General features: G+C 72.7%; 13 protein-coding genes. 5 read left to right on the top strand and 8 right to left on the bottom strand.

Annotation, left to right across the window (positions count from 1 at the left end; all coding sequences use genetic code 11):
- Positions 1 to 104 precede the first annotated feature (104 nt).
- From ACFFIA_RS20330 to ACFFIA_RS20315, 4 genes are all read left to right on the top strand, one after another.
- Positions 105 to 3,377 (top strand): acetyl-CoA carboxylase family protein, encoded by a 3,273-nt coding sequence (locus ACFFIA_RS20330; protein WP_377253093.1) that lies wholly within the window; start codon positions 105 to 107, stop codon positions 3,375 to 3,377.
- Between the two features lie 16 nt (positions 3,378 to 3,393).
- Positions 3,394 to 5,001, top strand: a complete 1,608-nt coding sequence (locus ACFFIA_RS20325) for an AMP-binding protein (protein ID WP_377253092.1) — start codon at positions 3,394 to 3,396, stop codon at positions 4,999 to 5,001.
- An 89-nt stretch (positions 5,002 to 5,090) separates the two neighbouring features.
- The gene (locus ACFFIA_RS20320) at positions 5,091 to 6,245 is read left to right on the top strand and encodes a CaiB/BaiF CoA transferase family protein (RefSeq protein WP_377253091.1); all 1,155 of its coding nucleotides are present in this window, start codon (positions 5,091 to 5,093) and stop codon (positions 6,243 to 6,245) included.
- Positions 6,246 to 6,289: 44 nt separating this feature from the next.
- Positions 6,290 to 7,846: an acyl-CoA carboxylase subunit beta gene (locus ACFFIA_RS20315; protein WP_377253090.1), complete on the top strand. Its 1,557-nt coding sequence runs from the start codon at positions 6,290 to 6,292 to the stop codon at positions 7,844 to 7,846.
- Positions 7,847 to 7,856: 10 nt separating this feature from the next.
- Here ACFFIA_RS20315 and ACFFIA_RS20310 read toward each other — a convergent pair whose 3' ends face one another.
- The 3 genes from ACFFIA_RS20310 to ACFFIA_RS20300 form a co-directional block, all read right to left on the bottom strand.
- On the bottom strand, positions 7,857 to 9,401 hold the full coding sequence (locus ACFFIA_RS20310; RefSeq protein ID WP_377253089.1) for an acyl-CoA synthetase: 1,545 nt from the start codon (positions 9,399 to 9,401) through the stop codon (positions 7,857 to 7,859).
- A 93-nt stretch (positions 9,402 to 9,494) separates the two neighbouring features.
- The gene (locus ACFFIA_RS20305) at positions 9,495 to 10,277 is read right to left on the bottom strand and encodes an SDR family oxidoreductase (protein WP_377253087.1); all 783 of its coding nucleotides are present in this window, start codon (positions 10,275 to 10,277) and stop codon (positions 9,495 to 9,497) included.
- Positions 10,278 to 10,391: 114 nt separating this feature from the next.
- Positions 10,392 to 11,156: a crotonase/enoyl-CoA hydratase family protein gene (locus tag ACFFIA_RS20300; RefSeq protein ID WP_377253086.1), complete on the bottom strand. Its 765-nt coding sequence runs from the start codon at positions 11,154 to 11,156 to the stop codon at positions 10,392 to 10,394.
- Positions 11,157 to 11,358: 202 nt separating this feature from the next.
- Here ACFFIA_RS20300 and ACFFIA_RS20295 point away from each other — a divergent pair, with 202 nt between their 5' ends.
- Positions 11,359 to 12,564 (top strand): ABC transporter substrate-binding protein, encoded by a 1,206-nt coding sequence (locus tag ACFFIA_RS20295; RefSeq protein ID WP_377253085.1) that lies wholly within the window; start codon positions 11,359 to 11,361, stop codon positions 12,562 to 12,564.
- Between the two features lie 43 nt (positions 12,565 to 12,607).
- Here ACFFIA_RS20295 and ACFFIA_RS20290 read toward each other — a convergent pair whose 3' ends face one another.
- From ACFFIA_RS20290 to ACFFIA_RS20270, 5 genes are all read right to left on the bottom strand, one after another.
- Positions 12,608 to 14,728 (bottom strand): hydantoinase B/oxoprolinase family protein, encoded by a 2,121-nt coding sequence (locus tag ACFFIA_RS20290; protein ID WP_377253084.1) that lies wholly within the window; start codon positions 14,726 to 14,728, stop codon positions 12,608 to 12,610.
- A complete protein-coding gene (locus ACFFIA_RS20285; RefSeq protein WP_377253083.1) occupies positions 14,725 to 16,803 on the bottom strand; it encodes a hydantoinase/oxoprolinase family protein in 2,079 nt (692 codons plus the stop codon). The genes ACFFIA_RS20290 and ACFFIA_RS20285 overlap by 4 nt, the downstream gene beginning before the upstream one ends.
- A gap of 112 nt (positions 16,804 to 16,915) precedes the next feature.
- Entirely contained in the window at positions 16,916 to 17,875 is a 960-nt protein-coding gene (locus ACFFIA_RS20280) for a zinc-binding dehydrogenase (protein ID WP_377253082.1), read from the bottom strand.
- Positions 17,875 to 18,753, bottom strand: a complete 879-nt coding sequence (locus ACFFIA_RS20275; protein WP_377253081.1) for an enoyl-CoA hydratase/isomerase family protein — start codon at positions 18,751 to 18,753, stop codon at positions 17,875 to 17,877. Before ACFFIA_RS20275 ends, ACFFIA_RS20280 begins: the two co-directional genes overlap by 1 nt.
- Positions 18,750 to 20,357, bottom strand: a complete 1,608-nt coding sequence (locus tag ACFFIA_RS20270; protein ID WP_377253080.1) for a class I adenylate-forming enzyme family protein — start codon at positions 20,355 to 20,357, stop codon at positions 18,750 to 18,752. Before ACFFIA_RS20270 ends, ACFFIA_RS20275 begins: the two co-directional genes overlap by 4 nt.
- Positions 20,358 to 20,493 lie beyond the last annotated feature (136 nt).

Below are 20,493 nucleotides of genomic sequence, written 5' to 3'. Positions count from 1 at the left end.
CCCTAGATTCCAGGCATCCTCTTTAATCGACCCGTCGGTTGGTTTGAAATGAGTCTTGCGCGATGGCGGCAGGCGCTGGCCGTGGCACGGCGTCCGGCAGGGCGATGAGCGCCGTCGCGAGCCAGGGTCTCCCCCGGCGGCTGCTGGTCGCCAACCGGGGCGAGATCGCCATCCGGGTGGCGCGGACCGCCCGCGACATCGGCATCACCACCGTGGTCGTCTACCCCGACCTCGACCGGGCCTCCGCCCACGTGCGCTTCGGCGACGTCGCGCACCGGCTGGCGGGCACCGGCGCCTACCTCGACGCCGAGCAGCTTGTCGAGGTGGCACTCGAAAACGGCTGCGACGCCGTCCATCCCGGCTACGGGTTCCTCAGCGAGAACGCCGCGTTCGCCCGCCGCTGCGTGGCGGCCGGGATCCGGTTCGTCGGCCCGCGGCCCGAGCTCATCGAGCTCTTCGGCGACAAGGCGCGGGCCCGCGCCCTCGCCACGTCGTGTGGCGTCCCGGTCGTGGCCGGCACGGACGCGCCGGCGACCCTCGACGAGGCCGCCGACTTCCTCGCCTCCCTCGGCCCCGGCGGCGCGATGATCATCAAGGCCGTGGCCGGTGGTGGCGGCCGGGGCATGCGCGTCGTCACCGACGTGGCCGACCTGCCCGAGGCGTACGCACGCTGCCGCTCGGAGGCGGAGCGCGGCTTCGGCACGGACGCGGTCTACGTCGAGCGGTACATCGCGCGGGCGCGGCACGTCGAGGTGCAGGTGGCCGGCGACGGGAGCGAGGTCAGCCACTTCTGGGAGCGCGAGTGCAGCCTCCAGCGCCGTCACCAGAAGCTGGTGGAGGTCGCGCCGAGCCCGAGCCTCACCGGCGCCCTGCGCGAGCGCCTTTTCGACGCGACCCGGAGGATCGCCGCCGCCTGCCGCTACGACAACGTCGGCACGTTCGAGTTCCTGGTCGACGTCGACCGGCCCGGCGCGGACGACGAGCTCTGCTTCATCGAGGCCAACCCGCGCATCCAGGTGGAGCACACGGTCACCGAGGAGATCCTCGGCGTCGACCTCGTCCGGGCGCAGGTGGAGCTGGCCGCCGGACGGTCGCTGGCCCAGCTCTCGTTGCGCCAGGCCGACATCCCGCCGCCGCGCGGCCACGCGATCCAGCTCCGGGTCAACACGGAGTCGCTGGACGGCACCGGCGAGGCCCGCCCCGGCAGCGGCACCATCACCGCGTTCGCGCCGCCCGGCGGGCCGGGCGTGCGCGTCGACACCTACGCCTACGTCGGCTACCGAAACGTGGCCCTGTTCGACTCGCTCCTGGCCAAGCTCGTCGTCTCCTCCCCCGAGCCCGCGTACGCGGCGGCGGTCGCCCGCGCGCGGCGGGCCCTCGCCGAGTTCGACATCGAGGGCGTACCGACGAACCTGGCCTTCCTCCGGTCGCTGCTCGACCATCCCGACGTGGCGGCCAACACGGTCACCACGCGCTTCGTCGAGGAACACGCGGCCGCGCTGCTCGGCCCCGCCGCGCCCGCGCCGGCCGCCGTTCCGGTCCTCGACGGTGCCGTGGCCGTCTCGGCGCCGCTCTCCGGTGTCGTCGTGAGCCTGGCGGTGGCGGCCGGCGACCGCGTCCAGCGCGGCGCCGAGGTGGCCGTCGTCGAGGCGATGAAGATGGAGCACGTCGTCACCGCAGCGACCGACGGTCTCGTCCGCGCCGTCGCGGTCGGGATCGGCGACCTGCTGGAGGAGGGAGCCGTCCTCGCGCTCCTGGAGCCGCTGGCCGGCGGCGACGCCATGGCCGGCGCCGAGAGCGGCGGGAGCACCGGGGCGGACCTCGACAACGTCCGCGCCGACCTCGCCACGCTGCGCGAGCGCATCCACCAGACGCTGGACGAGGGTCGCCCGGACGCGGTGGAGCGCCGCCGCGCGCGGGGCCAGCGCACGGTCCGGGAAAACCTCGCCGACCTCTTCGACCCGGGCACCTTCACCGAGTACGGGCAGTTGGCGGTCGCGTTCCAGCGATCCCGCCACGACGAGGAGAAGCTGCGCGAGCTGAGCCCGGCGGACGGGCACGTCACCGGCGTGGGCTCGGTCAACGGGGAGGCGTTCGGGCCGGAGCGGGCCAAGGTGGCGGTCGCGGCCTACGACGCGACGGTGTTCGCCGGGACGCAGGGGTACATCAACCACCAGAAGTCAGATCGGCTGTTCCACCTGGCGCTCGACCGGAACCTGCCGGTCGTGCTCTTCGCCGAGGGCGGTGGCGGCCGCTCCATCGACGACCCGGTCACCGCCGCCGGCCTCTACTCCGAGACCTTCACGTCGTTCGCCCGCCTCGGTGGCCGGGTACCACTGGTCGGCATCGCGTCCGGCCGCTGCTTCGCCGGCAACGCCGCGCTGCTCGGGCTCACCGACGTCATCATCGCCACGGAGAACAGCACCATCGGGATGGGCGGGCCGGCGCTGATCGAGGCCGCCGGGCTGGGCGCCTACAGCCCGGAGCAGGTCGGCCCGATCGACGCGCAGAGCCGCAACGGCGTGGTCGACGTCCGGGTCGCCGACGAGGCGGCCGCGGTCGCGACGGCCAAGCGGTACCTGTCGTACTTCCAGGGCCGGCTGCCCACCTGGGAGGCGGCCGACCCGCGCCGGCTGCGGTCGGCGATCCCGGAGAACCGGCTGCGCGCCTACGACGTACGCCAGGTGGCGAGGCTCGTCGCCGACACCGGTAGCTACCTGGAACTGCGGCCGGAGTTCGGGGCGCAGTTCGTGACGGCGCTGGTCCGCGTCGAAGGGCGCCCGCTCGGGCTGATCGCCAACAACCCCTCGCACCAGGCCGGCGCGATCTACCCGGACGCGGCCGACAAGGCGGCGCGCTTCCTGCGCCTCTGCGACGCGCACGGCCTGCCCGTCCTCTCCCTGATCGACACGCCGGGCATCATGGTCGGCCCCGACGCCGAGCGCGGCGCCCTGGTGCGGCACGCCGCGCGGCTGTTCGCGGCGTCGGCCAACATCGAGGTGCCCATCTTCGCGGTGGTCCTGCGCAAGGCGTACGGACTGGGGGCCATGGCCTCGGCCGGTGGCCACTTCCGCAAGCCGTACTTCACCGTCGCCTGGCCGACCGGCGAGTTCGGCGGCATGGGGCTGGAGGGCGCCATCCGGCTGGGCTACCGGCACGAGCTGGCCGCGATCGAGGACCCGGCCGAGCGCCAGGCGTGGTTCGAGGCCCGGGTCGCCGAGCTGTACGCGAAGGGTCGGGCGGTGACCGCCGCCACCTACCTGGAGTTCGACGCGGTCATCGACCCGGCGGAGACCCGTTCCTGGATCGTCAACGGGCTCGACGCCACCGCCACGTCCACGCGGCCCGGCCGGCGCACGTTCATCGACACCTGGTAGATCGAGGAGCAGACACATGAGCGTCCAACCCCCCGGCCGTGACGAGACCGTCGTGCGGTACCTGCTCGAACGGCGCGCGGCCGAGTCGCCCGACGAGGTCTTCGCCATCTTCCAGCAGACCGAGGAGCGGTGGACCCGGCAGGAGCTGCTGGACCGCACCCGGTCGTACGCGGCCGCCCTCCACCGGCTCGGCGTCAAGCAGGGCGACGTGGTTGCGGTATGGCTCCCCAACGGCCCGGCGTCGCTGCTGGCGTACATGGCGATCGCCTACGTCGGCGCGGTCTACACGCCGTTCAACACCGCGTACAAGGGCTCGCTGCTGGAGCACGTGATCGGCAACTCCGGGGCGCGGCTGCTGATCGCCGACGGGCGGCTGGTCGACCGGCTGGGCACCGTCGACCTGGGCCGTGTGGAGAAGCTCGTGGTCGTGGGCGACGAGTCGCCCGACCTGACCGGCGTCGAGGTGCTGCCGGAGTCGGCGCTCAGCGCGCCGGCCGAGGAGCTGCTGCCGCTGGAGCGACCGATCGAGCCGTGGGACCCGCAGGCGATCATCTACACCTCCGGCACCACCGGCCCGTCCAAGGGCGCCGTCACGCACTACCTCCAGGGCTTCACCAGCCTGACCGGCATCCCGGCCCGCAAGGGGCACCGGTACATGCTGGTCGGGCCGATGTTCCACCTGAGCGGCGCGGGCATCCTGCACAACGCGCTGGTCAACCAGGGTTCGGTCGTGATGCTGGAGGCGTTCAGCACGCAGACGTTCTGGCGGGACGTGCACCGGTACGACATCACGTCCGGGGTCCTGCTCGGGGCGATGACCACGTTCCTGCTCAAGGAGCCGCCGTCTCCGGCCGACCGCGACCACACGCTCGAAGAGGTCATCATGGTGCCGCTGAGCGACGACGCGCCCGCGTTCACCGAGCGCTTCGGCGTCAACGTGATCACCTGCTACAACATGACCGAGATCGCCACTCCGATCGTCAGCGAGTTCAACCCCGGCGTGAAGAGCACCGCCGGTCGCCTGCGGCCAGTGTTCGAGGCGCGGATCGTCGACGAGAACGACACCGAGCTGCCGGCCGGCGAGGCAGGCGAGCTGATCCTGCGGTCGGTGCATCCGTGGACGCTCACCACGGCGTACCACAACAACCCCGAGGCCTCGGCGCGGGCGTGGCGCAACGGATGGTTCCACACCGGCGACGCGATGCGCCGCGACGAGGACGGCAACTACTTCTTCGTCGACCGCATCAAGGACGCCATCCGCCGGCGCGGCGAGAACATCTCCTCGTTCGAGGTCGAGAAAGAGCTGCTCGCCCACGCCGCCGTCCGCGACGCCGCCGTGGTCCCGGTCGCCAGCGAGTACACAGAGGACGACGTGCTCGCCGTCGTGACCCTTGTGGACGGTGCGCGACTCGACCCGGGCGAGCTGATCGACTTCCTCCAGCCCCGGCTGGCCCACTTCATGATCCCCCGGTACGTCCGGATCGTGGACAAACTGCCCACCACGCCGACCAACAAGGTGGAGAAGTATCGGCTCCGCGCGGAAGGCGTCACCTCCGACACCTGGGACCGCGAGGCCGCCGGCATCGTCATCAAACGCGACCGGCTCGCCGCCCGTGCCTCCTGAGCGAGCGGGCATGAGCGAGCGCAGCGAGCGAATCAGCAAACTCAGCGCGCGTGGAGCCTCAGCCCGCCCGGAGCGAAGCGAGGACGGGCATGAGTGACCATCCTGAGGGGCCGCTGGCCGGTGTCCGGGTCGTCGAGGTGCGGGCCATCGGGCCGGGCCCGTTCGGCGCCACGATCCTGAGCGACCTCGGGGCCGAGGTGGTGCTTGTCGACCGCCCGGAGACGGTGCGCGCGGGGCACTCACCGGCCGACGACGTCAACGTGCTCGCCCGGGGACGCCGTTCGGTGGGCGTCGACTTGAAGAGCCCGGACGGCGTGGCGACCCTGCTCCGCCTGGTCGAGCGGGCCGACGTGCTGGTCGAGGGCTTCCGTCCCGGTGTCATGGAGCGGCTGGGCGCCGGTCCCGACGAGTGTCTGGCCCGAAACCCGCGGCTCGTCTACGCCCGCGTCACCGGCTGGGGGCAGGACGGGCCGTGGGCCGCCGCGGCCGGGCACGACATCAACTACATCGCCCTGTCCGGGACGCTGTGGCCGATCGGGCGCGGCGGTGAGGCGCCGGTACCACCGCTCAACTACGTCGGCGACTTCGGCGGTGGCGGGATGCTCGTCGCGGTCGGCGTCATCGCCGCGCTCTTCGAGCGGGAGAGGTCCGGCCGGGGTCAGGTGGTCGACGCCGCGATGGTCGACGGGGCCGGGATGATCAACGCCTTCCTGTACGGCATGCGCGAGATCGGCTGGTGGAGCGAGCAACGCGGCCAGAACGTGATCGACACCGGCGCGCCGTTCTACGAGGTGTACGAGACCGCCGACGGCAGATGGGTATCCGTTGGCGCGATCGAGCCGAAGTTCTACCGCAACCTGCTCGACCGGCTCGGGCTCGACCTGGACCCCGAGGCGCAGAACGACCGCGGCGCGTGGCCCGCCACCAAGAAGCGCTTCGCCGAAGTGTTCCGGACCCGTACCCGGGACGAGTGGGCCGCTCTGTTCGAGGGGGTTGACGCCTGCTTCGCCCCGGTGCTCTCCCCGTGGGAGGCGCCGGAGCATCCGCACCACCGGGCGCGGGGCGCCTTCACCGACGCGTTCGGCCTGGTGCAGCCGAGCCCGGCGCCACGGTTCGGCCGGACCCCCGCCCGGATCGCCGGTCCTCCCCCACGGGCCGGGCAGCACACCGACGAGATCCTCGGGAAGTGGGGGCTGGACGCCGACGAGATAGCGCGGTTGCGGTCAGCCGGAGCTATCGCCTAGACCCCCCATAGCGCCGCGACCCCGAAAGAGAGAAGAACACCGCGATGAGCACTCCGACGTTCGCGACCAGGCTGGCCGAGGTGGCCGAGGCCAAGGCCGCCCTGCTGGACGAGGCCCGCCCCGAGGCGATCGCGCGCCAGCACCGGCGCGGCAAGAAGAGTGTGCGCGAGCGGCTGGCGGCGCTCTTCGACGACGGGGTCTTCGACGAGCTGGGCGCGCTCGCCTCCAGCCCGGCGGAGGACCGCGACGAGTTCCCGGCCGACGGCATGATCACCGGCATCGGGCGGGTCGGCGGCCGCTTCGTCGCGGTGGCCGCGCAGGACTTCAGCGTCTACGGCGGCAGCTTCGGCCCGTACGGCTCCCTCAAGGTCCACCGGCTGCTGGAGCACTGCCTCAACCAGGGCATCCCGCTGGTGCTGCTCCTCGACAGCGGCGGCCACCGGATCCAGGGCGGCCAGGACAGCTGGCACTTCGCCCGTGGCGGCACGTTCTTCCAGGATCTGGCCGCCCTCTCGGGCTGGGTACCGATCGTCGCCGCCGTCATGGGCGAGGGGTTCGCGGCGGCGACGAACCTCGCCGGCCTCGCCGACTTCGTGGTGATGGTCCGCGGCATCGCGACGATGGGCATCGCCGGCCCGTTGCTGGTGAAGGCGGCCACCGGCGGCGACATCTCGAAGGAGGAGCTGGGCGGGGCCGCCGCCCAGGTCGACGTCAACGGCCTCGCGCACCTCGGCGTCGACACCGAGGAGCAGGCCCTCGACGCGGTCCGGCGCTACCTGTCGTACCTGCCGTCGAACGCGCGCGAGCGGCCGCCCGTCGCCGCGACCGGCGACCCCCGCGACCGGCGGTCCGAGGTGCTGGCCGAGATCGTGCCGGCGGACACGCGCAAGCCGTACGACGTGCGCCGTGTGATCACCGAGATCGCCGACCGGGAGAGCGTCTTCGAGATCCAGCCGAAGTGGGGCGCGAACGCGGTGACCGCGTTCGCGCGGATGGACGGCCGGCCGGTGGGCTTCATCGCCAACCAGCCCATGCGGCTGGGCGGGATGATAACGGCGCAGGCGTGCGAGAAGATCGCCCGCTTCATCGCCATCTGTGACGCGTACGGCCTGCCGCTGCTCTACCTCATCGACGTCCCCGGCTTCGCGATCGGACCGTCGGCGGAGAAGTCCATGCTGGGGCGGCGCAGCGCGAAGCTGGTCTTCGAGCTGGCACACGCGACCGTTCCCCGGATCTCGCTGGTGCTGCGCAAGGGCTACGGGATGGCCTACTTCGCGATGGCCGGCGGGCAGGGGTTCGTCTCCGACGCGTCGCTCGCCTGGCCGACCGCGGAGATCTGTCCGATGTCCATCGAGGGCTCGGTGGACGTCGCGTACCGCAAGGACTACGAGGCCGCCCCCGACCCGGCCGCCCGCCGCGCCGAACTGGTCGCGGAGATGCGCCGGGCGATCACGCCGTTGCGCGCGGCCGGCGGTCTCGGGGTCGACGACATCATCGAGCCCGCCGACACGCGCCGGTACCTCAACGACATCCTCAGCCGGGCGGGCGGTCGCCGGCCCAACCGGATGCCGCCGAAGTACCGCGCGATCTCGCCGGTGTGAGCCTCGGGGATCAGCCGGCCGCCCCCAGGTACTCCTCGCGCAGCCGCCCCTTGGCCAGCTTGCCGGTGGGCAGCCGCGGCAGCTCGTCGCGGAAGTCGACGGTCCGCGGCACCTTGAACCCGGCGAGGTGCTCGCGGGCGAAGGCGCGCAGCTCCTCGGCGTGCGCGGGCGAGGGCTCGGTGCCGCTCTCCAGGCGTACGACCGCGTGCACGGACTCCCCCATCTCGGGATCGGGCAGGCCGAACACCGCGACGTCGGCGACCGTGGGATGGGCGATCAGGCACGCCTCGATCTCCGCCGGGTAGATGTTGACGCCACCGGAAATGATCATGAACGCCTGGCGGTCGGTGAGGTAGAGGTAGCCGTCCTCGTCGACGTACCCGATGTCACCGATCGTGGTCCAGTCGGCGACCCGCGGATGCCGCGTCTCCCGGGTCTTCTCCGCGTCCCCGAAGTACTCGAAGGAGGCGTCCCGCCGGTGGCAGTACAGGATGCCGACCTCGCCCGGCGGCAGCTCGTGGCCCAGCTCGTCGCAGACGTGCGGCTCGCCGATCAGCGGCTTGCCCACCGAGCCGGGGCGGCGCAGCCACTCCTCCGCCGTGATGAACGCGAAGCAGTTGCCCTCGGTCGAGGAGTAGTACTCCGAGACGATCGGGCCGAACCACTCGATCACCGCGCGCTTCACCGCCGGCGGGCAGGGCGCGGCGGCGTGCACGACCTGCCGCAGCGACGAGATGTCGTACCGCTCGCGCACCTCCCGCGGCAGGCGCAGCAGCCGGACGAGCATCGTCGGTACGACCTGCGAGTGCGTGACGCGGTGCCGCTCGACCAGCGCGAGGTACTGCTCCGCGTCGAACCTCTCCATCACGACCGCGGTGCCGCCCAGCTCGTGCACCGCGCCCGACCAGGAGAGCGGTGCCGCGTGGTAGAGGGGCGCCGGGCTGAGGTAGACGCTGGTGTCGTCCATCCCGAGCAGTCCGCGCTCGAGCTGGGCGACCAGGCCGCCGGCCGGATCGTCCACCTCGACGTCCGGCAGCGCGTGGATGACGCCCTTCGGCCGGCCGGTCGTACCGGAGGAGTACAGCAGGACGTCGCCGCGCCACTGCCTCTCCAGCGGCCGGGGCGGATGGGCCGCGATCGCCTCCTCGTACGCCTCGAAGCCGGCGGCGCTCCCGTCGAGCATGAGCCCGATCGTGCTCCCGCCCAGCTCGCGGAGGATGGCGGTCGCCCGCTCGGCCAGCGCGGCGGTGGACACCAGGACCGACGACCCGGAGTTGCGCACGACGTAGACCGCCTCCGCCGGCGACAGGTGCCGGTTGACCGCGGTCAGGTAGAGCCCCGAGCGCATCGCCGCCCAGTACACCTCGTGGTAGCGCGGATGGTTCTCCGCGAGGATCGCCACACGGTCGCCGCGACGCAGCCCGCGGGCGTGCAGCAGCCGCGCGAGCCGCATCGAGCGGTCGTCCAGCTCGCGGTAGGTCACGACCTGGCCGGACGAGCCCATGACGATCGCGGGCTTGTCCGGCGTCGTGGCGGCGAAAGCACCTGGATACACCGGCTGCTCCCGGTCTCTCGTGTCCCGGTCTCTCGTGTCCCGGTCTCTCGTGTCCCGGTCTCTCGTGCGCCGGCGCGGCGGACGCCGGCGGGGTCAGCCGGACTTCGGCGGCATTCGCACGCCGGCGTCGATGCGGATGGTCTCGCCGTTGATGTAGTCGTTGGTCAGCAGCTCCAGCGCCAGCGAGGCGAACTCGTCCGGCCGCCCGAACCGGCGCGGGAAGACCACGTCCTTCGCCAGCCGGTCGCGCAGCGAGTCAGCCTGCGGGCCGGTGCCGTAGACGGGCGTGTCGAAGAAGCCGGGCAGGATCGTGTTGACCCGGATCCCCACCGCGCCGAGGTCACGGGCGACCGGCAGGGTCAGGCCGACGACGCCGGCCTTGGCGCTCGCGTAGGCGACCTGCCCGATCTGGCCGTCGTACGCGGCGACCGATCCGGTGTTGACGATCGCGCCGCGGCTGCCGCCCTCGTCGGGGTCGAGCCGGCTCATCGCCGTCGCCGCGATCCGGATGACGTCGAACGTGCCCACGAGGTCGATGGCCAGGATCCGCTTGTAGACGTCGAGGTCGTGCGCCGACTCGTAACGCCCGTCGCGGCCGATCGTGCGGATCGCCACGCCGACGCCGGCGCAGTTGACCACGGCCCGCAGCGGCGCGGTCTCGGCCGCCCGCTCGACCACGGCGACGACGTCGTCGGTCACGGTCACGTCGGTGCGCACGAAGACGCCACCGACCTCCTCGGCGAGCGCGCTGCCCCGGTCCTCCTGGGGGTCGGCGACGAAGACCACCGCGCCGGCCTCGCTGAGCCTGCGGACGGTCGCCTCGCCGAGGCCGGAGGCACCTCCGGTGACGATCGCGCTGACCCGGTCGAGCTTCACGTCGCTCCTCCCGCCACACAGCCGCGTGTATAACCAACTATTTGGTTGGCTAAGGGAGCCTAACAACGGGCCGACAGCGCCGTCAACGACAGGCGGAAGCCGGCCCGCACACCGTCAGCGTCCCCGCCACACCGGCTTGCGCTTCTCGGCGAAGGCCGCGGCGCCCTCCCGCGCGTCCGCGGTGTCGAACACCGGCTGGCCGATCTCGAGCTGCCGGCGCCAGCCGTCCTCGACCGTCCAGTCCTGCGCGCCACGGGCGATCGCCTTGGTGGCCACCACCGCGAGCGGGCCGTTCTCGCCGATCCGGGCCGCCAGCTCCAGGGCCCGCGCCAGGGCCTGGCCCTCGGGCGCCAGCCGGTTGACGAGTCCCAGCTCCGCCGCCCGGCGCGCGTCGACCGGGTCACCGGTGAGGAGCAGCTCCATGGCGGACGCGAGCGAGATCCGGCGGGCCAGTTGCAGCGCTCCCCCGCCGAGCGCCACGAGCGAGCGCTTGACCTCGGGGAGGCCGAACCTCGCCGTCTCCGCGGCGACCACCAGGTCGCAGGCGAGCAGGACCTCGAAGCCGCCCGCCAGCGCCCAGCCCTCGACCGCCCCGATCAGCGGCTTGCGCGGCGGCGCCTCGGTGAGGCCGGCGAGCCCGCGCCCCTCGATCATGGGGCTCTCCCCGCGCAGGTACGCCTTCAGGTCCATCCCCGCGGAGAAGACACCGCCGGCGCCGGTCAGGATGCCGACGCGAAGCTCGTCGTCCCCGTCGAGCTCGTCGATCGCGGCGGCGATGCCCTCGGCGACGGCGCGGTTGAGCGCGTTCTTCGCCTCCGGCCGGTTGATGGTGATCACCTGTACGCCGTCGCGGCGCTCGACCAGCACTTCGCTTGCCATGTACGAGATCGCCTTCCTTCCGTCCACACGGCCGCCGACGGGACGCGTCGCGGCAAGCCCACCGTACCCAAACGAACGGTTGAGAACTACCAGCCGCCGAGCCACTTTCGGCGTTTCCTCCATCCGCGACCTTGACGGCGACACACGCCGGCAATATGTTGCACCAAATCGTCTATAGGAATTAAATAATTAGGACGGTGCTATGAAGCGGTACCGAGCCGCGCTCACGGCGATCCTCTCGGCCGGCGTACTCGTCTTGACCGCCTGCGAAAGCGGATCCGAGTCGCCGGGCGCCGCCGCGGACGACTGTTCTCCCGGCAATCCGATGACCATCGACGCGCTGGTGGCGGTCAGCGGCCAGTTCGCCTCCGTGGGCGAGGCGATGTCCGCGGGCATGAAGGCCGCGGTCACGACGATCAACGACAACGGCGGTGTCCTGGGGTCGCCGCTGACCCTGGACATCCACGACAACGCCGGCACCGCGGACCAGACCGCGGCCGTCCTCCAGGAGCTGGTCTCCAAGGGCAGGCCGGACGCCGTCATCCCGGGATCCGCCTCGGAGATGGCGGCCGGCATCCCGATCCTGGCCAACGCGGGCGTCTTCACCGCGCACCACTTCCCCGGCACCGACTTCAACGACCCGGCCAAGTACCCGTACGCGTTCGGCAGCGCGCACAGCACCGACCACTACATCGGGCACCTCGCCGCCGAGCTGGCCGCGAAGGGCTACAAGAAGATCGGGTACCTGCGCCAGGACGACGCCGGCGGCGAAGCGCACCAGAAGACCGCCGAGAAGTACTACGGCGAGCTGGGCCTCGAGCCCGAGTTCGTGGCGGTGGCGAACGAAGCCATCGACGCGACGCCCCAGCTCCAGAAGGTGCTGGCCGGCAAGCCCGACGCCCTGGTCTTCACCGCCTTCGGATCGCTCGCCGGCGTGATGGCCCAGGCCCGCGACAAGCTCGACGTCCACCTGCCGACCTACGGTACGCAGAGCTACTCGGCCAGCCCGCTCAACGCGCTCGGCCCGGAAAGCCTGTACGACGAGATCATCCTCCAGTCGCTCGTCACGTCGGTGAAGGGCACCGAGGCGCAGCGGTCCGAGGCGTTCCAGACGTTCTACACCGCGCTCCAGAAGGAGACCGGCGGCAAGATTCCCTTTGGTATCAACGCCTACGTGGTCGCGTACAACGACGTGATCCTGGCCGCCTCGGCCGCCAACCTCGCCGGCTGCGTCAACCCGGCCAGGATGGCGAAGGCGATCCAGGACGCCGAGCCGGCGGACCTGCCGTTCTACGTCGCGCCGGTGGACTTCTCGGCCGACGACCACTACGCGAACTTCTCCTCGGACTGGTTCATCTTCCACCGGTACGGTCCGCTCGAGGCCGGGCTGATCGTCCCCAAGAGCTGAACGGACGCGTGGCGCACGGCCCGTCCTGGGCCGTGCGCCACCGTCAGCTGTCCGTACGCGCGCCGGTCCAGTGCGCCGGGCTGGTCACCACCGAGCACGCCGAGCCGGCCGGCACCGCCTCCACCAGCAGCAGGTGGCCGGTGACGGGATCCAGGTAGCCGCGCTCGACGAGCGAGCCGTACAGGGGCGTCTCCAGCACCGGGCAGCCGGCCGTCCACGGGTCGGGGGCGTGGGCGAGGACCGCACCGCTGGCGCGGGCGAAGGCGGTGCTCCCCCGGCGCTCGACTCCCGGATAGAGGGGCTGTGCGGCGCGCTCCCGGTCGCCCTCGTGCGCCGGCACCGCCCGGGGCGCGGTCGCCGGCCGCGCCGCGGCCAGCCGCTCTCTGAGGCATCCGGCCCGGGTCCGCTCGGTCGCGGCCGCGTCGACCCCGCCCTCGACGACCACGACGCCGTACACCGCCAGCGCGTCGGCCTCGGTCAGCCGGGACAGCCGCACGTCCCGGGCCACCGCGGCGGGCTCCCGTTCGAGCGGGTCGCCGTGGCCGCCGGCCGAGCCGATCCGGAACTCGATCGACTCCCCCTCCGCGACCACGACCGCGCCGCTCTTGCCGGGAAGCGGCCGCTCCTCGCCCGCCGCCGACCGGACCACGAACTCGCTGACCGAACCGGGCCGCCCGCCGCCGGAACCGTTCAGCGGCAGGTGCTCGCGCACCGCGAGGAGCTGGCCGACGACGGAGCCGACGCCGTACGGCCGGAAGCTCATGTTGCAGCCCGCGCCGCCGCGGAAGCGGCCGGCACCGAAGGCGCCGGGGCGGATCCGCTTGAAGTCCACCAGCACCGGGTACCAGGCTTCGAGCATCTCCACGTCGATCGCTTCGAGGATCGGCTTGCGGGCCACCATGAAGTTGCACAGGTCGGTGCCGTCCCGGTCGTAGGCGGCGGCGGTGCCCGCCATCGCCCCGTCGAGCATCATCCAACCGTCCGGAAACCCCTGCGGCGTCGTGTACGCCCAGGTCTGGATCGCCATCGCGCTCGGCGCCACCGGGCCGGTCAGCAGCCGCGCCACCTCGCTGGAGCCGGCCGCGATCGCCAGCATCAGGCACTGGTGCGCGGCCATGCTGGCGGTGAGCGAGACGTCGATGTGAGCCGAGGCGATCGGTGCCGGCGGGTTGCTGTTGACGATCGAGTTGGGCGGGCAGTACACCGTCACCGGGTTGAACATCCCCTGGCTGAGCGGGATGTCGGGAGTCAGTACGTCCGACCCGTCGCCGACGATCTGCGCGGTGATGATGTGCGGCTTCGTGTTGAAGAAGTGTGCCGTCTGGGCCGGCGCGCCGGTGAAGTCGAAGTGCAGCGTGTCCGCCGAGACCGTCATCGCGCACGGGATCTCGTACAGCTCGTCGTGCCACTCCGTCCAGGCCGTGTACCGGTAGACGCCGTCGGCGAGCTGCGATATCCGGCGGCGCATCTCCTGCTCGGCGCGGCGGCGCAGCTCTCCGATCCCGTCCAGCAACTGCCGCCGGCCCATGCCGCGGGCGATGTCGACCAGCTTGTCCCGCGCGACCTCGCAGCCGGCGACGAGCCCGCGCAGGTCCATCTCGACGACGTCGGGCACGCGGACGTTGGTACGGATGATCTGCCAGACGTCGGTCTGCTCGACGCCCTGCCGGAACAGCCGGACCGGCGGCATCCGCAGCGCCTCCTGGTAGCAGTCGGTGGCATCCGGGGACCAGGAGCCGAACACCATGCCGCCCATGTCCAGCATGTGGCCGGAGTTGGCGACCCAGGCGACAAGCTCGCCGTCGACGAACACCGGCAGTTGGATGACGACGTCCTGGGCGTGCAGTCCGCCGCCGTTGTGCGGGTCGTTGCAGAAGAACACGTCACCGGGGGCCACCGAGTCGCCGTGCGTGGCGAGGACCGCCCGCACCGCGTGGCCGCAGATGCCGAAGTGGTGGCTGATGGCGCCACCGGCCACGATCAGGTCCCCGTTCGCCTCCAGCAGCGTGCACGAGTAGTCGCGCGACTCCGAGATGACCGGGCTGATGGCGGTGCGTTCGATGGTGATGGCGCCCTCTTCGGCGACGGCCTGCAGGCGGGACCGCAGGACCTGAAGTCCGATCGGGTCGAACGGGCCGGTCGCCACATCATGTTGAATGGTCATGACCCCAGATCCATGTCGAGAGTGAGAAACTGGTCGATGCGTGCGCTGGCGCCCGGCGGGATCCAGCTCGTGGTGTCCACGGCGTCGACGAGCGCCGGCCCGGCGATCTCGTGCCCCGGGCGCAGGTCCGCGCGGCGGTACACCGGCACCTTCGCCAGCTCTCCGGCCCGGCTCGTGTAGACCGGTCGGCTGCCGTAAGGCCGCGGGGGCGCGGTCGCCGGCGCCGACTCGGCACGGGCCAGCCGCGCCCGCGCCGTACGCCCCAGGCCGACCGAACGGATGGTCACCAGCTCGACCGGCGCTCCGGCGACGATCGCGCCCTTTCCGTACCGCGCGGTGTACTCGGCCAGGAACTTCTCCCGCTGCCGCAGCTGGCCGGCTTCGTCCAGCTCGCCGTCCCAGGCGATCGGGAGTTCGAAGGTCTGGCGGTGGAACCTCAGGTCGGCCGCCAGCTCGATGGTGATGTCGCCGTCGGCCACGCCATCCGCCGCCAGATCGTCCCGTACCGCCCTGGTGAGGTCGTCGACGATCCCGCGGAGCGTGGCGGGATCGGCCGGCAGCGTGACGCCGAGCGAACGGCTGCGCTCGCGCCGTACGTCCGAGGCGGCCGCGCCGAAGGCGGACAGCACCGAGGCGAGGTCGGGCACCAGCACTCGCCCGATGCCGAGGTCTCGGGCCAGGGCCGCGCCGAACAGCGCCCCGCAGCCCCCCATGCTGAGCATCGCGAAGGTCCTCGGATCGACGCCCCGCTCGGCGAACCGGCCACGCAGGGCCCGCGCCATGCTCGCCTGCGCCACCTCCCAGATCCCCCAGGCGGCGTCGGTGCGGTCCAGGCCGAGCCGCTCGCCGATCCGGCCACAGGCCGCGCGCGCCGCCTCGGCGTCGAGCACCATGTCGCCACCGAGGAAGTTGTCCGGGTCGATGTACCCGAGCACCACGAGGGCGTCGGTCACGGTCGCCTCGGTGCCACCTCGGCCGTAGCACGCCGGTCCCGGCTCCGCGCCGGCCGAGCGCGGACCGACCCGGAGGATGCCGAGACTGTCGACCCAGGCGACCGACCCGCCGCCCGCGCCGACGGAGTCGATGTCGACCATCGGCATGGCGGTCCAGATGCCCATCAGCTCGCCGTTGGAACGCCGGCCCGCCTCGCCGCCGGAGATGAACGACAGGTCGAAGGAGGTGCCACCGACGTCGCCGGTCACCGCCTCGGTGACGCCGGCCGAACGGCACACCTCCAGCGCCGCCACGATCCCGGCGGCCGGGCCGGACTCGGCGAGCGGGGCGGGCGTGCGACGGCCCTCGTCGACCGAGATCGAGCCGGCGCCCGAGTGCACCAGCAGCGGCGGCCGGCGCAGGCCGAGCGCGCGCAGCTCGTCGGCCAGCTCCACCACACCGTCGAGCGCTCCCGAGGTGTAGGCGTTGAGCAACGCGAACTGCGTGCGCTCGTACTCGCGGATGACCGGCAGCAGCGCGGCCCCGGAGACGACCGGCAGGCCGGGGAAGAGGGCGGTCAGCTCCTCGACCGCCGCGCGCTCGTTCGCGTCGTTCTGGAACGACCAGAGGAACGACACCGCGAGCGACTGCGCGCCGCGCTCCTCCACGAGCAGCCGGCCGGCCTCGCGTACCCGCTCGCGGTCGACCTCCCGCAGCACGGCGCCGTGCCGGTCCACTCGCTCAGCGACCCCGACGATCCGCTCCCGGTCGACGAGCTGCGCGGGCGGCAGCAGCCAGCCGTCGCTCGGCACGCGCTTGGCCCGCGCGATCGGGACCAGGTCCTCGAAGCCCTCGGTCGTGATCAGCCCGACGGTGCGGCCGGTCCGCGCCGCGATCGTGTTCGTCACCGCGGTGGTACCGAGCCCGAAGCGGCTCACCGCCGGGAGCAGCCGCTCCAGCGTGAGCCCCGCCCGCCCGGCGACCAGCCGGCAGGCGTCCAGCACCCCCCGGCCGAGCGCCCCCGGCGTGGTGGGCGCCTTGGCGCTCCAGACCCGCGCCCCGTCGCTGAGGACCACGTCGGTGAACGTGCCGCCGACGTCCACTCCGATACAGGCAGATTCGACACCTTCAACGAAGGTCATGTGTCGCCCCATCTCGCGCCGCCAACCGGGAAACCCCGCCGCCGTAGGGAGATCCACGGTAGCGGCACGCGTCCGTGATATCAACCAACTGGATGGTCGGTATCGATGCTTGCTACAACCGGAGTACGAGCTTGCCCCGCGCGCGTCCCTCGTCGAGGGCGGCGAGGGCGGACGCCGTGCCGTCGAGATCACGCACGGCGTCGACGACCGGGGCCAGTGCCCCGCTGGCGAGGTGCGGCGCGACCTCCGACCACACGCCGGCGATCCGGTCGGGCGCGGCGAGCGCCCAGCTCGTCCAGTCGGCGGCGACGACGTCGATGTTGTTCAGCAGCAGGCGGTTGACCCGGAACTCGGCACGCGTACCGCCGGCCGCCGCGACGGCCACCGCCCGCCCCTCGACCGCCAGGCAGCGAAGCGCGTCGACGAAGGCGTCGCCGCCGACCGGGTCGACCACGAGGTCGACCGGCCCGACCGCGCGTACGGCGTCCCGGAACCCCTCGGCCGGTACGACGGCGTCGGCTCCGGCACCGAGCGCGACCTTCCCCTCCGGCTCGCCGGGCACGGCGGCGACCACACGACCGGCGCCGAACGCCTTGGCGACCTGTGCCGTGGCGAGGCCGACCCCGCTTTCGGCGCCGCGGACGAGTACCGCCTCGCCGGGCGCCAGGCCACCGCGCCGCACGACGGCGTGGTACGCGGTGAGGTAGTCCACGAGGACCGCGGCGCCCTGCTCGAAGGTGAGGCCGTCCGGCAGCGCGAACGTGTGCGCCGCGCGGGCGACCGCGACGCCCGCGAAGCCACCGCCGAGGCCGAGCGCCACGACCCGGTCGCCGGGCGCCAGCTCGCTCCCCGGCGGCGCGGCCAGCACGGTGCCGGCGACCTCCGCGCCGGGCACGAACGGCGGCTCCCGCCGGGCCGGCCCTTCGCCCCGGGTCTGGCCCAGCGCAAGGTGTGAGACGCCGGCCGCGTGTACCCGGATGGTGACCTCGCCCGGTCCGGCGGACGGCTCGGGGAGGTCCCGCACGCGCACCGCCCCGGGCCCGCGCAGCTCCTCGACCACGGCGGCCCGCATCAGCCCGCCCCGTTCCCGCCGCCGCCCTCACGGCCCGCCCGCTCCCGGAGCCGGCTGACGAGCCGGTCCATCGCCGCGTGCGTCTCCGGATGGTCGAAGAGCACCACGTTCGCGGCGTACTCGGCGCGCAGTTGTTCGGCCATCGCGCCGTACGTCGCCTTGCGCAGCAACCGCTTGGTCGCCTGTATGCCCACCGGCGGCATCGTGGCGATCTGGGCCGCCCGCTCCAGCGCGTGCTCCACGAGCCGCTCGTCGTCGACGGTCTCCGTCACCAGGCCGGCCTCCCGCGCCTCCGTGGCGCTCAGGAGGCGCCCGCTGTAGAGCAGCTCGGCCGCCCGCTGGACGCCCACGACCCGGGGCAGCAGGAGGCTGATGCCCATCTCCGGGGCGAGCCCGATCGGCGCGAAGCCGGTGCCGAGCCGGGCGGAGGCACCGGCGACCAGGATGTCGTGCAGCAGCGCGATCCCGAAGCCGCCGCCCACCGCGACGCCGTTGACCGCGGCGATGGTCGGCTTCTCCAGCGCCCACACGCGCAGCGTCCAGCGGCCCGCGTTGCCCAGCTCGTCCAGGCTGATCTGGCCCGGCGAGAGGGGCGGCAGGCCCTTCTCGCCGCCGATGCCCTCGCCGGCCAGCAAGTCCCGCGCCGGCGGCCGATCCCCCGACCCGAGGTCGCCCGCGTCGGCGCCGACGCAGTAGCTGTCGCCGACCCCCGTGGTCACCACGACCCGTACGCTGTCGTCCCGCGCCGCCTCCTCGAATGCCTCGGCCAGGTCGCGCAGCAGCGTGCCGCCGATCGCGTTGTGGCGCGCCGGCCGGTTGAACCGCAGCAGCAGCACGCCACCGTGCCGTTCGACCAGCAGGTCCCCCGGCCCGCTCACCGGGCCACCGCCGGGGTCAGCTCCGCGCTCGTCTCGTCGCGTACGACGAACCGGCGCACCTTGCCCGAGGCGGTCATCGGGAACGACTCCACGAACCGCCACTCCACCGGAATCTTGTAGCGGGCCAGACGGTCGGCGAGGAACGCGGCCAGTTCCTCGCCGGTGACCTCGCTGCCCGGCGCGCGTACCACGACTCCCGCCACGCGCTCCCCCAGCCGCGCGTCCTCGATGCCGACCAGCACCGCGTTCGCCACGCCCGGATGGTCGAGCAGGAACTCCTCGACCTCGGCGGGGTAGACGTTCTCGCCGCCGCGGATGATGACGTCGCGACAGCGGCCGCGGAACGTGAGGAAGCCGGACTCGTCCATCTCGCCCAGGTCTCCCGTGCGCAGGTATCCGTCCGGGGTGATCGCCGCGGCCGTCTGGTCCGGCATGTCCCAGTAGCCGAGCATCATGTACGGCGCGCGGACGAGGATCTCGCCGGGCGTCCCGACCGGCACCACCGCGCCGGAGTCGGGGTCGGCGATGCGGATGTCGGCCGCCGGCAGCGGCCGCCCGAGCGTTCCGCCGATCGTCGCCGGGTCGTCGGTGACGTGTGTGGAGGTGATCAGCGGGCACTCGGACTGCCCGTACCCGATGAGCACCGGCACGCCGAGGGTCCGGCCCACGAGGTCGACGAGCTGCTGGGTCACCGTGGCGCCGCCGAGGGCGACCGACCGGATGCCGGCGTCCCGGGCGGCGCCGCCGAGCTTGTCCAGGATGTCGACGAGCATCGTGGGGACGCCGCCGACCCGCTTGACGACACCGAGCCCGAGCAGGCGCAGCACCACCGCCGGGTCCCAGCGCTCCATGACGACGAACGCGCCGGCGTCCACCAGGCCGCCGAGGATCACGAAGCAGGAGCCGCCGATGTGGTGGTACGGCACCGGGTTCAGCCAGACGTCGTCCTCGGCGATCAGGTCGTGCCGGTTGCGCTGGAGCGCGCCGTTCAGGGCGGCGCGGTGCGTGAGCACCGAGCCTTTCGAGCGCCCCGTCGTGCCCGAGGTGAACTGGATCAGGAACGGATGCTCCGGCGGTACGTCCGGCAGCTCGCCCGGCGTGGCGGTGGCGGCCCACTGTTCGAGCTCGTCGACGTCCACCACGGTGGTACCGCCGTCGAGCGCCCGGGCGCGCGGGGCGAGGCTGTCGCCGCCGTACGACGGGCCGGCGAAGAGGAGCACCGGCCCGGTCAGCCGGACGGCGTGCTCCGCCTCGGCGTCGGTCCAGGCGGTGTTGAAGGGTACGAAGACGAGGCCGGCGAGCGCGGAGGCGTACTCCAGCACCACGTACGGCACCGAGTTTCGCGACCAGACCGCGACCCGGTCGCCGGGCTTCGCCTGCCCGGCCATGGCGCGGGCCAGCCGCCGTGCCGCGTCGCCGAGTTCGGCGTACGTGATGCTGGCCAGCCCGTCCCCCTCCGGCCAGTACACCGCCGGCCGGTCACCGTGCGCCGCGACCTGGCGAGCCAGCACCTGCGGTACCGACTCGTCGATGACCTCGCCCGCCGGCGCGGCCGCCCATTCCGAGAGCGGACCGACCCGGCGCCGCTCCGACGAACCCGTCATCCCACTTCCCTTCCTTCACCGACCGGTTGGTTGGGTAAAGAGCATCGTCACGCAAGTATGGCGGTGACGCAACGGCCAGCTCGACGGAGCGCGAGAAAGATAGCCAACCAATTGGTTGGGCTGCTACTGTCGGCCT

The organism is Phytohabitans kaempferiae (assembly GCF_042433955.1).
Lineage (GTDB): Bacteria > Actinomycetota > Actinomycetes > Mycobacteriales > Micromonosporaceae > Phytohabitans > Phytohabitans kaempferiae.
Note: the sequence above shows the minus strand (reverse complement) of the source record. Positions and strands in the feature narration are given on the sequence as shown.

Bases quoted from the DNA above. Each gene is read 5' to 3' on its own strand.
- ACFFIA_RS20330 (WP_377253093.1), top strand. From the start codon at position 105: ATGAGCGCCGTCGCGAGCCAGGGTCTCCCCCGGCGGCTGCTGGTCGCC.
- ACFFIA_RS20325 (WP_377253092.1), top strand. From the start codon at position 3,394: ATGAGCGTCCAACCCCCCGGCCGTGACGAGACCGTCGTGCGGTACCTG.
- ACFFIA_RS20320 (WP_377253091.1), top strand. From the start codon at position 5,091: ATGAGTGACCATCCTGAGGGGCCGCTGGCCGGTGTCCGGGTCGTCGAG.
- ACFFIA_RS20315 (WP_377253090.1), top strand. From the start codon at position 6,290: ATGAGCACTCCGACGTTCGCGACCAGGCTGGCCGAGGTGGCCGAGGCC.
- ACFFIA_RS20300 (WP_377253086.1), bottom strand. From the start codon at position 11,156: ATGGCAAGCGAAGTGCTGGTCGAGCGCCGCGACGGCGTACAGGTGATC.
- ACFFIA_RS20295 (WP_377253085.1), top strand. From the start codon at position 11,359: ATGAAGCGGTACCGAGCCGCGCTCACGGCGATCCTCTCGGCCGGCGTA.
- ACFFIA_RS20290 (WP_377253084.1), bottom strand. From the start codon at position 14,728: ATGACCATTCAACATGATGTGGCGACCGGCCCGTTCGACCCGATCGGA.
- ACFFIA_RS20285 (WP_377253083.1), bottom strand. From the start codon at position 16,803: ATGACCTTCGTTGAAGGTGTCGAATCTGCCTGTATCGGAGTGGACGTC.
- ACFFIA_RS20280 (WP_377253082.1), bottom strand. From the start codon at position 17,875: ATGCGGGCCGCCGTGGTCGAGGAGCTGCGCGGGCCCGGGGCGGTGCGC.
- ACFFIA_RS20270 (WP_377253080.1), bottom strand. From the start codon at position 20,357: ATGACGGGTTCGTCGGAGCGGCGCCGGGTCGGTCCGCTCTCGGAATGG.